General features: G+C 62.1%; 11 protein-coding genes. 2 read left to right on the top strand and 9 right to left on the bottom strand.

Features of this window, described 5'->3' with window-relative positions; genetic code table 11:
• Positions 1–33: 33 nt before the first annotated feature.
• Positions 34–882, top strand: a complete 849-nt coding sequence (panC, locus tag ACXADQ_RS18300) for a pantoate--beta-alanine ligase (protein WP_475324515.1) — start codon at positions 34–36, stop codon at positions 880–882.
• Entirely contained in the window at positions 879–1,688 is an 810-nt protein-coding gene (gene panB, locus ACXADQ_RS18295; protein ID WP_475324512.1) for a 3-methyl-2-oxobutanoate hydroxymethyltransferase, read from the top strand. The genes panC and panB overlap by 4 nt, the downstream gene beginning before the upstream one ends.
• 32 nt (positions 1,689–1,720) lie before the next feature.
• Here panB and ACXADQ_RS18290 read toward each other — a convergent pair whose 3' ends face one another.
• The 9 genes from ACXADQ_RS18290 to xdhA form a co-directional block, all read right to left on the bottom strand.
• On the bottom strand, positions 1,721–2,059 hold the full coding sequence (locus ACXADQ_RS18290) for a carboxymuconolactone decarboxylase family protein (RefSeq protein WP_475324508.1): 339 nt from the start codon (positions 2,057–2,059) through the stop codon (positions 1,721–1,723).
• 74 nt (positions 2,060–2,133) lie between these two features.
• A complete protein-coding gene (locus ACXADQ_RS18285; RefSeq protein WP_475324506.1) occupies positions 2,134–2,784 on the bottom strand; it encodes a DUF938 domain-containing protein in 651 nt (216 codons plus the stop codon).
• A 177-nt stretch (positions 2,785–2,961) separates the two neighbouring features.
• Positions 2,962–4,032, bottom strand: a complete 1,071-nt coding sequence (locus ACXADQ_RS18280; protein WP_475324502.1) for a BMP family ABC transporter substrate-binding protein — start codon at positions 4,030–4,032, stop codon at positions 2,962–2,964.
• Between the two features lie 36 nt (positions 4,033–4,068).
• Complete coding sequence (locus ACXADQ_RS18275) at positions 4,069–4,989, bottom strand: ABC transporter permease (protein ID WP_475324498.1); 921 nt, start codon at positions 4,987–4,989, stop codon at positions 4,069–4,071.
• Positions 4,989–6,071, bottom strand: a complete 1,083-nt coding sequence (locus ACXADQ_RS18270; RefSeq protein WP_475324495.1) for an ABC transporter permease — start codon at positions 6,069–6,071, stop codon at positions 4,989–4,991. The genes ACXADQ_RS18275 and ACXADQ_RS18270 overlap by 1 nt, the downstream gene beginning before the upstream one ends.
• Before the next feature lie 51 nt (positions 6,072–6,122).
• Entirely contained in the window at positions 6,123–7,640 is a 1,518-nt protein-coding gene (locus tag ACXADQ_RS18265) for an ABC transporter ATP-binding protein (RefSeq protein ID WP_475324492.1), read from the bottom strand.
• Positions 7,637–8,572, bottom strand: coding sequence for a xanthine dehydrogenase accessory protein XdhC (xdhC, locus tag ACXADQ_RS18260; RefSeq protein WP_475324488.1), 936 nt, complete (start codon positions 8,570–8,572; stop codon positions 7,637–7,639). The genes ACXADQ_RS18265 and xdhC overlap by 4 nt, the downstream gene beginning before the upstream one ends.
• Entirely contained in the window at positions 8,562–10,895 is a 2,334-nt protein-coding gene (xdhB, locus tag ACXADQ_RS18255) for a xanthine dehydrogenase molybdopterin binding subunit (protein WP_475324484.1), read from the bottom strand. Before xdhB ends, xdhC begins: the two co-directional genes overlap by 11 nt.
• Complete coding sequence (gene xdhA, locus ACXADQ_RS18250) at positions 10,892–12,277, bottom strand: xanthine dehydrogenase small subunit (RefSeq protein WP_475324480.1); 1,386 nt, start codon at positions 12,275–12,277, stop codon at positions 10,892–10,894. Before xdhA ends, xdhB begins: the two co-directional genes overlap by 4 nt.
• Positions 12,278–12,491 lie beyond the last annotated feature (214 nt).

Here is a 12,491-nt window from a genome sequence, read left to right as displayed (position 1 = left end):
GTACGGTATCAAATCCGAGGAGACCTCGTCAGAATGCAAATCTGCCGCTCTGTTGCCGACACGCGCGATGCCATCGCTGCCCTGCGCGCCCAAGGGAAAACCATTGGCTTTGTGCCGACCATGGGGTTTTTGCACCAAGGCCATATGTCGCTGGTGGCGCGGGCGCAGGCTGAAACTGGCGCCACCGTCGTGTCCATTTTCGTCAACCCGACCCAGTTTGGCGAGGCCACGGATCTGGATGCCTATCCCCGCGATGAAGACCGCGACCTGACGCTGCTGCGCGACGCGGGCGTGGACATCGTGTTCCTGCCGGACGTGGCCACCATGTACCCCGACGGCAACGAAACCATCGTGGAAACCACCCGCCTGGCCAACATGCTGCACGGCAAAGTGCGGCCGGGGCATTTTAGGGGGGTGACCTCGGTTGTGGCGCGGTTGTTCAACATCGTGCAGCCCGACGTGGCGGTGTTCGGCGAGAAGGACTACCAGCAGCTGCAGGTGATCCGCCGGATGGTGAACGACCTGCATTTCCCGATCCAGATCATCGGCGGCACCACCGTGCGCGAGGCCGACGGGCTGGCCATGTCCTCGCGCAATGTGCGCCTGTCACCCGAGGATCGCGCCGCCGCCGTGGTGCTTTCGCAATCGTTGAACGCCGCAGAAGAGGCCGCGCGCCAGCCCGGCGCCACCGTGGACAACATCCGCGACGCCATCGCCAACACCATTCAGGCCGAGCCCCGCGCCACGCTGACCGGGCTGGACACGGTCGCCGCCGAGAGTCTGGAAAACCTCTTTGGCCCCATCACTGAACCTGTGGCCGTGATGATCTCGGTCCAGTTTTCCGACATTCTTTTGATTGATCAAAGGGTTATCCAAGCATGAGCACTCAGACGCAAATCCGCCGCATCACCGCGCCGCAAATCGCTGCGCGCAAGAATGGCGAACCGATTGTCTCGCTGACGTCCTATCACGCGCACACGGCGGCGATCGTGGACAAATACGCGGATTTCATCCTTGTGGGCGACAGTCTGGGCATGGTGATGCACGGGATGGACAGCACGCTGGGCGTGTCGCTGGATCTGATGATCATGCATGGCCGCGCCGTGGTGCGCGGCACGCAGCGCGCGCTGGTCGTGGTGGATATGCCCTTTGGCACTTACGAAGAAAGCCCCCAGATCGCCTTTCGCAACGCCGCGCGGATCATGCAGGAAACCAACTGCGGCGCGGTCAAGCTGGAGGGCGGCGCGCGCATGGCCGAGACCATCCGTTTCCTTGTCGAACGCGGCATTCCGGTGATGGCGCATATCGGCCTGACGCCCCAGTCGACCAACACGATGGGCGGGTTCAAAACCCAAGGTCGCGACGAGGACAGCTGGCCCGCACACGAGGCCGACGCCAAGGCCGTGGCCGAGGCCGGTGCCTTTGCCGTGGTGCTGGAGGGCATGGTCGAGCCTCTGGCCGCCCGCATCACCAAACAGATCGACATTCCCACCATCGGCATTGGTGCCAGCGCCGATTGCGACGGTCAGATTTTGGTGCTGGAGGATATGCTGGGCCTGAACGAATGGACCCCGAAATTCGTGAAGGTCTACGGCAATCTGGGCCCAGCCATCGAAGAGGCCGTCAGCACCTATGCCGACGAGGTCAAATCCCGCGCCTTCCCCGGCCCGGATCAGACCTACAAGTAAGCAAAAGGCCCCGGTTTGGGGCCTTTCGTGTGTCACTCGGCGGTCAGTTCGTCATAGCATTCCAGCGCCTTGGCGGCGTACATCATGGACGGCCCGCCACCCATCTGGATGGTCATGGCCAGCACGTCGCCGACCTCGTCGCGGGTGGCGCCGGCTTTGATCAGGGCTTCGATATGCAGAACGATGCAGGAATCGCAGCGCATGGCCACGGCTATGCCCAAGGCGATGAATTCCTTGGTTTTGAACTCCAGAACGCCGCCTTCTTTGACCGATTTGCCAAGACCGCCAAAGGCGCGGGTGGTGTCGGGGATGCATTTGTTCAGCGAGCGCAACTGGTCGCGGGTGCCGTTCAGCTTGTCTGTCCAGGTCATATTCAGCCTCTTTAATGTTTCTGAGGCCGTGTAGCGCTGCTGGGAGGGGGGGCGCTTTGATCCTGATCAGATGGTCAGGGTTTGCGCGCGACGAAACACAGGTTGTTTGCGGGCATTTCGATCACCTGTACCAGCTCCAGCCAGTTGTGTCGCAACCAGTCGATGACATCCCAATCATCCTTGTAGCCAATGCTGGGGTCCTGGGCGATCAGGCTGGCGTTGAAGCGGGCGTCACCCTCCGAGGTGGTCTCGCCGTCGCGCAGGAAGGGGCCATAGAGCACAAAACGCCCGCCCGGGGCCAGGGTCAGCGCGACCTCGGCGATCAGGGTTTTGGCTGCCTCTTCTGGGATCAGATGCAGAAGGTTGACCAGCAGGATCAGGTCTTGCCCGCGATATTCGGCGGACCAACCCGGCGCGGTGGCGTCCAGATCAAGTGCGGGGCGCAGATTGGGCAGGCTTTGCCCGTGCGCATCGATCGAGCGGCGGCGGGCCGGGTCAGGATCGCTGGGTTGCCAGGTCAGGTGGGGATGCTGGGGTGCCAGATGGCAGATATGCTCGCCCGTGCCCGACGCGATTTCCAGCGCCGCGCCGGAGGCGGGAGCATGATCGGCCAAAACGGCGGAGATTGCCTCAATGTTTCGCGCAGCAGAGGGCGCGTACATGCGACCATCCGCACTGGTTTGTGCAAGAGAGGCGGTATCGGGCAGGGAGAGTTTCTGGGTCATGGTTTAGGAATGCCATGCCCGAACGTGTGTGGCAATCCACTGTCAAAAGGGGCGCGCTGGCGCGCGCGCTGGATGTCTCGGCATCGGCCGGTGGCCGCTGCCTCGGGTTGGAGCGCGCGGACAGCAAAAGGCCCCACCGAGAGGGCGGGGCCTTGGGAGAGCGCTGTGAGCGGGCGCTTATTGCGGGATGTCGCCTTCGATGCCTTCGACATAGAAGGCCATGCCGGCCAGGGTGCCGTCATCGGCGGTTTCGCCTTCGGCCAGCCAGGGTGTGCCGTCCTGTTTGTTCAGCGGGCCGGTGAAGGGGTGGTAAGATCCATCCGAGATCGAGTCTTTGATGGCCAGCGCGGCGGCTTTGACGTCTTCGGGTACGGCGCTGGAAATGTCACCGATGCCGACCATGCCGGTGTTGATGCCGTTCCAGGTGTTTACGGTTGCCCAGGTGCCGTCCATGACAGCTTGGGTCCGTTCGATGTAGTAGGGCGCCCAGTTGTCAATGATCGACGAGACGCGCGGGGCGGGGCCGTATTCGGCCATGTCAGCCGCCTGGCCAAAACCATAGCCGCCTGCTTTTTCCAGAACAGCCAGCGGTGCGGTCGAATCCGTATGGGCCAGCACCACATCAGCGCCCTGGTCGATCAGGGCCTGGGTTGCGTCGGCCTCTTTGGCGGGGTCAAACCAGGTGTTGATCCAGATGACGGACAGTTTGACATCCGGGTTGGCCTTCTTGGCGTGCAGATAGCTTGAGTTGATACCCCGGATCACTTCGGGGATCGGGAACGAGGCGATGTAGCCGATCTTGTCGGTCTTGGTCATGCTGCCGGCGATGAACCCGGTCACGGCCCGCCCTTCGTAGAAGCGGGCCGAGTAGACCGAGACATTTTCAGCGGTTTTATACCCGGTTGCGTGTTCGAATTTCACGTTGGGGAATTTTTTTGCCACATTGATGGTCGGATCCATATAGCCGAACGACGTGGTAAAGATCAGGTCGGTCCCTTCCAGCGCCATTTGGGTCATGGCGCGCTCTGCGTCGGGGCCCTCGGCCACGTTTTCCTGATAGATGAACTCTACCTTGTCGCCAAAATGCTCTTTCATCTTCAGAGCGGATTCGTGGTGGTGTTGGCTCCAGCCGCCGTCATTTGTGGGGCCGACATAGATGAAGCCGACCTTGGTTTTGTCCTCGGCCATGGCCGAGGTCGCCAGACCCAGGGCCATCGCGGCGGTGCTGAGTAGTTTCACGAGTTTCATGCAGGTTCTCCCTGTTACTTGCAGGTTAGTTAGGCCTCATTGCGAGGCGTGGAAGGATCGGCCCAGCGAGGCAGGCGCCCCGCTGCGGTCAGCCGACATGATGACGAGGACGAGTATGGTGATGATGTAGGGCGACATCGCCAGAATCTCGACCGGGATGGCGATGCCCGCGGCTTGCAGGTTCAGCTGCAACACGTTCACGCCCCCAAACAGGCAGGCGCCCAGCATTACGCGCCAGGGTTTCCAGCTGGCGAATACCACCAGCGCCAGGGCGATCCAGCCGATTCCGGCGGTCATGCCCTCGGTCCATTGGGGGACGCGGATCAGGCTGATATAGGCCCCGCCCAAGCCCGCGCAGGCGCCGCCAAACAGGATGGCCAACACGCGGATGCGCACCACCTTATAGCCCAGGGCGTGCGCCGCATCGTGGTTTTCACCGACGGCACGCAGGATCAACCCTGCGCGGGTGTATTTCAGCACAACCCAGGTGCCCAGCGTCAGGAAAAACGCCAGATAGACCACCAGATCCTGCGCGAACAAAATCGGCCCCAGTACCGGAATTTTCGACAATAGCGGGATGTCGAACTCGGGAAACGGGGGAGGTTTAACCCCTTGGTATCCCTGTCCGATCAGCGCTGACAGCCCCAATCCGAACAAGGTCAGCGACAGCCCCGAGGCCACTTGGTTGGCCAGGGCAAACTGGGTGAGGATCGCGAACAACAGCGACAGCGCCGCTCCGCCGATCGCTGCGCCCAACAGCCCCAGCAAGGGCGACCCGGTGTTCACCGCAATGGCAAATCCGCAGATCGCGCCGGTGATCATCATGCCTTCGACGCCCAGGTTCAGAACGCCGGCTTTTTCCACCACCAGCTCGCCCAAGGCCGCCAGCAACAAGGGCGTTGCAGCCACGATCAAAGAGGCCAACAGCAGGATCGGATTGATCGAGGACATATCCATTATGCAGCCTCCCCCTTGGCGAATTTGATCTTGAAGTTGGTCAACACGTCCACCGCCAGCAGGAAAAACAACAGCATCCCCTGGAACAATTGGATCGCAGCCGAGGGCAGGCCCAGCTTGGATTGCGCGATCTCGCCGCCGATATAGGTCAGCGCCATCAACCCGCCCGCCAGCAGAATACCCACCGGATGCAGCCGACCCAGAAAGGCCACGATGATCGCGGTGAAGCCATACCCGACGTTGAAATCAATGCTCACCTGACCTGCAGGGCCGGACACCTCGAACATGCCCGCCAATCCAGCCAGCGCCCCCGACGCCCCCAGACAAAACAGGATCAACCGCGCCGGGATAACACCCGCAAAACGCGCTGCGCGCGGGGCCTCGCCCGTCAGACGTATGTGAAACCCCAGCATGTGCCGGTTCAGCAAAACATAGGCGAAAATCACCGCAATAAAGGCCGCAACCACCCCCCAATGCATGCCCGAGCCCGCGATCAGCTCGCCGTTATGGGCGCTGTCATATTGTTGCAGGTTGCGCGATCCAGGAAAGCCAAACCCCTCTGGATTTTTCATCAATCCCAGGGACATAGACGCCAGCAGTTGCTCGGCCACATAGACCAGCATCAGGCTGACCAAAATCTCGTTTGTCCCGAATTTGACCTTCAGCAGCGCCGGGATCATCGCCCACAACATGCCGCCCAGGGCCCCCGCGATCACCATGGCCGGAAACAGCCACCAAGCCTCCAGCGGGTACAGGGCCAGCGCCACGCCAGCCCCGGCCAACGCCCCTACAATATACTGCCCCTCGGCGCCGATATTCCAGATGCCAGCACGAAATCCAAGTGACAGGCCGATCGCGATCAACACCAAAGGCGCCCCTTTCACCAACAGTTGCGGGCGATAATAAAACGCAAACTCGGAAAACAACGGGTCCCAGAAAATCGTGCGGATCGCCACCAAAGGATCCTTGCCCAGAAAGGCAAACAAAATCCCGCCCGCAATCATCGTCAAAATCACCGCCAGAACCGGCGTGGTATAGGTCCATATTTGCGACGGCTGAGGCCGCTTCTCAAGTCTCAGCATAGCCCGGTCCCCGCCTTCTTTGCTCCATAAATACTCAATGAAGGCAACAGCTTAAACATGTGCTTCCTCCATTCCATGGGCCCCACCCATCATCAGGCCGATCTCATCCACGCTCAGTCCGCGCGCAGGCCGGATATCGGACAGGCGCCCCTCGTTCAGGGCGCCAAAATGGTCCGAGATCTCCATCAACTCGTCCAGGTCCTGGCTGATCACGATCACCGCCGTTCCCCCGGCCGCCAGGTCCAGCAAGGCCTGCCGAATTGAGGCCGCCGCCGCCGCATCCACGCCCCAGGTCGGCTGATTCACGACCAAAACGGTGGGCAATTGCATCACCTCGCGGCCGATCACGAATTTCTGTAGGTTCCCCCCGGACAAAGACCGCGCTGCATTGGCAGGGCCGGGGGTGCGCACATCGAACCGCTCGATCACGGCCTCGGCAAATTCACGCGTCTTGCCCCAATTCAGAAACCCCTTGTTTTCAAGCCCTTGCCGCACCGAAGCCGTCAACAGCGCGTTTTCGGTCAGGCTCATGTCTGGCGCGGCGGCGTGTCCCAGCCGTTCCTCTGGCGCGGTCAGCAAGCCCAGTTTGCGCCGTGCGGTCGGGCCAAGCGCCCCAATCGACTGACTCTCCATGATCACCGCCCCTGCGGGTGAGCGAATTTCACCCGAAAGCGCGGCCAGCAGCTCGTCCTGGCCATTCCCGGCGACACCGCCCAACCCCAGAACTTCGCCCGAGCGGACCTTGAGCGTGATCCCCTTCAGCGAGGTTCCGAATTCCGAGGGCGACTTCACCGACAGATCCGTCAACTCCAGCAGAACCGGCCCCAGATCACCGCCCGTGCGTTCGGGCACGTGCAACTGGCTGCCCACCATCATTTCGGCCATCTCGCGCGCCGAAACATCGCGCGGAACGCAGGTACCGACCTTCTTGCCCAACCGCAGGATCGTGGCGCTTTCACACAGAGCGCGAATTTCCTCCAGCTTGTGGCTGATATACAGGATTGCCACCCCTTCCGAGGTCAGCTTGCGCAGGGTTTTAAAAAGGATTTCAACCTCTTGCGGAGTCAGAACACTGGTGGGTTCATCCATGATCAGCAGGCGCGGGTCCTGCAACAGGCAGCGAATAATCTCGACCCTTTGCCGTTCCCCCGCGGACAGATCTCCGACCGTGCGGTAAGGGTCCAGCGGCAGGCCGTAAGTCTCGCTGACCTCTTTGATGCGCGTTGCCAGATCGCCCATTTTCGGCGGGTTTTCCATGCCAAGCGCGATGTTTTCGGCAACGTTCAGCGCTTCGAACAGCGAAAAATGCTGGAACACCATGGCGACACCAGCGGCGCGCGCAATGCGCGGTTCGGCGGGGGCAAAGGGTTCCCCGCGCAGGGTCATGGTGCCGGTGTCGGGCTTGACCAGCCCGTAAATCATTTTCACCAGCGTCGATTTTCCGGCGCCGTTTTCCCCCAGCAAGGCGTGTACTTCGCCCTCTTTGATATCAAACGAGACATCGCTGTTCGCGACGACCCCCGGATAGGCCTTGGTCAGGCCCTGAATAGATAGCAGCGTCCCTGTCACCCGGTTTTTCCCTTGAATAGCGGAGTCTTACGCTCCGTTGTGGTCAGTATGTCACGCGCCACGCCAATCGCAATGGCCTGAGGATGTTTCCCCAACGTCGGGTCCCCGATGGGGCATTCTATGCGCAAAAGACTGTTCATTTCATGACCCAGATTGGCCAGACGGCTGCGAAAACGCGCCCATTTGGTCTGTGATCCGATCAGCCCGCATCTGGCAAACCCATGGCCCAGAAGCGCATGGCACAGCGCCAGATCCAGCGTATGCGAATAGGTCAGGATCAGGTGCTGCGCGTCCTTGGGCGCATGTGGCACCAACCGTTCTGGATGGGCGGCGGGCAGGGGCGTGACACCGGCGGGAATATCCGCGGGAAACCTCTCGGGGGCCGTATCCACCCAGGTGATCGCCAGATCGGGCATCGGGGCCAGAACTGACACCAGCGCTTGCCCCACATGACCCGCGCCCCAAATCCAAAGCGCTTGTTCTGGGCGATGCCGGGCTTCGACAAACCACCCCTGGGTCAGTTCCGAGCGCGGCTGAACACCCTGCGAGCGCGCCTGCGCCAGGCTGCGTTTCACAGAAAGCGGCATATCCGAGCCATCCACCGAGCGCGCGATCACATCACCCGTCATCGCCTCGACCCGCGCCAAATCGTAGACCTCGCGCAACAGGGTGATCCGCCCGCCGCAGCATTGCCCCAACTCGGGCCCCAAAGCGTGTCGCGTCAGCCGGTCCGAGCGCGCCTGACGGGCCTCTTGCGCGGCCTGAAATTCCAGCGCGCCCCCACCGATCGTACCCGACTGGCCGTCATTCCAGACCAGCATTGCCGCGCCCACTTCGCGGGGGCTTGATCCTTCGATGGCAGCAATCACCACGCGCACAACACGCCCATGCGCCAAAACAGCGGCACGCAATCCGTCCAGATCAAACCCCATCGCGCAGCCTCCCGATGGTGGTCAGCAGGCGTTCGGCCGTCGCCGGCGCATCCAAGGCCGGATAGTCCGTCCCACAGGCCGAGACCGCATCCGACAGCGCCAGCCATGCCGAAATCCCCAGCATGAAAGGCGGCTCGCCCACGGCCTTGGACCGGTAAATCGTCTCTTCCCGGTTGCGCCCATCCCATAGCGCCACGTTAAACACGTCGGGCTGATCGGAAAACGCCGGGATCTTGTAGGTCGAGGGCGCATGCGTGCGCAGCCGCCCCTTGTCATCCCAGACCAGCTCTTCTGTGGTCAGCCAACCCGCGCCCTGCACATAACCGCCTTCGACCTGGCCAATATCCAATGCCGGATTTAAAGACGCCCCCGCATCATGCAAGACATCCGCCCGCAAGATCCGGTTTTCCCCGGTCAGCGTGTCCACAACCACCTCGGTCACGGCCGCGCCATAAGCGAAATAGAAAAACGGCCGACCCTCGCCCTTGATGCGATCCCAGGCCAGCTTGGGGGTTTTGTAAAACCCGGTCGCGGACAGGCTGATCCGGTTCTGATAGCACAGCGCCGCAGCCTCGGCAAAGCTCAGCTCCACCTCTCCGGCGCGCACCATGCCGTCGGCAAACTCCACCTCCAGCGCACCACTATACATCCGCAAAAACGCTGCCATACGTTCGCGGATCTCGTCGCAGGCAGCTTTCACCGCCATCCCGTTCAAATCCGACCCGGACGAGGCCGCCGTCGCCGAGGTATTGGGCACCTTCGCTGTATCCGTGGCCGTGATCCGCACCACATCTATCCCCACGCCAAACCGGCTGGCCGCCACCTGCGCCACTTTCTGAAACAGGCCCTGGCCCATCTCGGTGCCACCATGGTTCATCTGGATCGAGCCATCCTGATACACATGCACCAAAGCCCCCGCCTGGTTCAGATGCGTCAGCGTAAACGAGATCCCGAACTTCACCGGACTAAAGGCAATCCCCTTCTTCAACACCGGATTGGCCGCATTCCAGGCCGCAACGGCCTCGCGGCGCGCCTGATACTGCGCGCTTTCCAACAACTGGTCGGTCAATCCATCCAGCACGAAATCCTCGACCCGCTGACCATAGGGCGTCACATTGCGCTTTTTCTTGGTCTCAATACCCCGGGGGGAGGCCGCAGGCCGGGGGGCAGCGCCCCCTTCCATCGCGTCATAGTAATTGCGCCGCCGCAGCTCGGCCGGGTCCATCCCCAGCGCATGGGCGACATGGTCCATCACCCGCTCGATCCCCACCATGCCCTGCGGGCCACCAAAGCCACGATAGGCGGTGGCGCTTTGGGTGTTGGTTTTCAGCCGGTGGCTCTCGATCCGCACATTGGGCAGGTAATAGGCGTTGTCCGCATGCAGCATCGCCCGGTCGGCCACGGGCAGCGTCAGATCCTGCGCCCAGCCGCCTCGGGTCAGTTGCACGAAATCGACGCCGTGGATCATGCCGTCCTCGTCAAAGCCTACGCGATAGGTGATGCGGAAATCGTGCCGTTTGCCGGTGATCACCATGTCATCATCGCGGTCATAGCGCATCTTGCAGGGCTTGCCGGTCAGTCGCGCGGCGATGGCGCAGGCGCAGGCCAGCGCGTTGCCCTGGCTTTCCTTGCCGCCAAAACCGCCGCCCATCCGGCGCATTTCCACGCGGACGCGGTGCATGGCCACGCCCAAGGCCTCGGCCACCTTGTGCTGAATTTCTGTCGGGTGCTGGGTCGAGCTGTGGACCAGCATATCGCCATCCTCGCCCGGTACGGCGGCGGCGGCCTGACCTTCCAGATAGAAATGCTCTTGCCCGCCCAGTTCCAGCGTGCCTTCGACAACATGCGCGGCCTCGGCGATCGCGGCATCCGCATCGCCCATCGTGTAGATACGGGGGCCTTCCTCGAACCGGCTGTCAGCCGCCAAGGCCTCGTCAATCGTCAGGATCGGCATGGTTTCTTCATAGGACACCACGGCCAGACGCGCGGCTTTGCGTGCGATCAGATGGGTTTGGGCCACCACCATGAACAGCGGCTGGCCGACAAAATGCACGGTCCCGTCGCTGAGCAAGGGTTCGTCATGGGCCGAGGGCGAGACATCATTGGCAAAGGGCAGGTCTTCAGCCGTCAGCACGGCCACCACGCCGGGCAGGGCGCGGACTTCGGACAGGTCCATCGCAGCGATCCGCCCGGCGGCGATGGTGCTTAGCCCAAAGGCCAGATGCAGCGTGCCCGCCGGGGTGGGGATGTCGTCAACGTACCGCGCCTGACCCGTCACATGCAGATGGGCCGCGTCATGGGGCAGGGGGCTGGTCACGCTCATGGCTGTACCTCCGCACGCACATCGTGGACCGACACATCGGCCCCCAGATCCTCGAGGAAATAGCGGCTGAGCATGTTGCGCGCGGCCTCCAGCCGGTAGTCGGCCGATGCCCGCATATCGCTCATCGGGGTGAAATCCTGCGCCCAGGCCTCCCAGGCGGCGGCGATGGTATCGTCGCTCCAGGGGTGGCCGATCAGCGCTGTTTCCACGTTGGTGGCCCGTTTAGGAATGCCCGCCATGCCGCCAAATGCGATCCGGGCGTCGTTCACAACCCCGTCGGCGACATCGATATAGAAACACCCGCACACGGCCGAGATATCCTGATCAAACCGTTTCGACAGTTTGTAGCATTTCAGTCGGTCGGCCTGCTTGGGGATGGTGATCGCCTCGACGAACTCGCCTTTGGCGCGGTCCTGTTTGCCATAATCGACAAAGAAATCCTGCAGCGGGATTTCCCGGCGCGACAGATCGCGGCGCAGGTGCAGCGTGGCTCCCAAGGCGATCAGCGCCGGCGGCCCATCCCCGATGGGCGAGCCATTGGCGATATTCCCGCCAATCGTGGCCGCAGCCCGCACTTGTGCGGATCCATACCGGCGCAGCATCTGCCCCAACGAGGGGTGCAGATCATCCATCAGCGGGATCAGCCGTGCCACGGTGACGCCCGCGCCGATGGTGATGCTGTCCTCGGTCTCGGTGATCTGCTGCAAGTCAGCGCAACGGTTCAGAAAGGCGACCTTGGGCAGCTCGCGCAGATGTTTCGTGACCCACAGACCTACGTCCGTGGCCCCCGCGACCAGCGTGGCATCGGGATTGTCCATGTACCACTCGGCCAACTGATCCGCTGTCTCGGGCTGAACGATGGCGCCCTCGGTGGCGGGCAGGGCCTCGGGCAGGGTGAAATCCGACAGATGCGGCGGGGCGGGGTGATCCTCGGCCGCTTGGGCGGCGCGCAGGATGGGCACATAGCCCGTACAGCGGCACAGGTTCCCGGCCAGCGCCGTGGCATGATCGGTATCCCCGTTCAGATGTGCCGTCGCCATCGAGGCAATAAACCCCGGCGTGCAGAACCCGCATTGGCTGCCGTGATGCTCGATCATGCTCTGTTGCACCGGGTGCAGATCCCCCAGAGGCGAGGCCAGACCTTCGACGGTGCGAATAGATTTGCCGTTCAGTTGTGGGAGAAACAGAATACAGGAATTGAGCGCGCGATTGCCGTCTGCATCTTGCACCATCACGGTGCATGCCCCGCAATCACCTTCGTTGCAGCCCTCTTTGGTGCCTGTCAGACCCCGCGTTTCGCGCAACCAATCAAGCAACGTTGCCGTCGGGGGCACGTCGCGCAATTCCACGCTCTCTCCGTTCAGAAGAAAGGTGATATCCATGTGATAGACCCGCCGCCTTACCGGAGTGTTAACCTTGGTGACCCGTCTTCGATGCGGCGTAGAAAACGGGAAGGCCCCTGTTGGTTTCCCTCAGCAAAGCCGGGATTTTACCGTTTGGCAAGAAAAACTACAGTCCGAGTGACTGAGGATGCGGCACCTGCTTAGGCTTTAGGCGCGCATTTCACGCTTTCCGGCGCGGTGTGGCTGAAATAGG

This window comes from Thalassovita sp. ABM4_323, from assembly GCF_056158665.1.
The sequence above is the reverse complement of the archived record's forward strand: the minus strand, read 5'-3'. Positions and strand labels throughout refer to the sequence as shown.

Coding starts and splice junctions, on each gene's coding strand:
- panC (WP_475324515.1), top strand. CDS start 34: ATGCAAATCTGCCGCTCTGTTGCCGACACGCGCGATGCCATCGCTGCC.
- panB (WP_475324512.1), top strand. CDS start 879: ATGAGCACTCAGACGCAAATCCGCCGCATCACCGCGCCGCAAATCGCT.
- ACXADQ_RS18290 (WP_475324508.1), bottom strand. CDS start 2,059: ATGACCTGGACAGACAAGCTGAACGGCACCCGCGACCAGTTGCGCTCG.
- ACXADQ_RS18285 (WP_475324506.1), bottom strand. CDS start 2,784: ATGACCCAGAAACTCTCCCTGCCCGATACCGCCTCTCTTGCACAAACC.
- ACXADQ_RS18280 (WP_475324502.1), bottom strand. CDS start 4,032: ATGAAACTCGTGAAACTACTCAGCACCGCCGCGATGGCCCTGGGTCTG.
- ACXADQ_RS18275 (WP_475324498.1), bottom strand. CDS start 4,989: ATGGATATGTCCTCGATCAATCCGATCCTGCTGTTGGCCTCTTTGATC.
- ACXADQ_RS18270 (WP_475324495.1), bottom strand. CDS start 6,071: ATGCTGAGACTTGAGAAGCGGCCTCAGCCGTCGCAAATATGGACCTAT.
- xdhC (WP_475324488.1), bottom strand. CDS start 8,572: ATGGGGTTTGATCTGGACGGATTGCGTGCCGCTGTTTTGGCGCATGGG.
- xdhB (WP_475324484.1), bottom strand. CDS start 10,895: ATGAGCGTGACCAGCCCCCTGCCCCATGACGCGGCCCATCTGCATGTG.
- xdhA (WP_475324480.1), bottom strand. CDS start 12,277: ATGGATATCACCTTTCTTCTGAACGGAGAGAGCGTGGAATTGCGCGAC.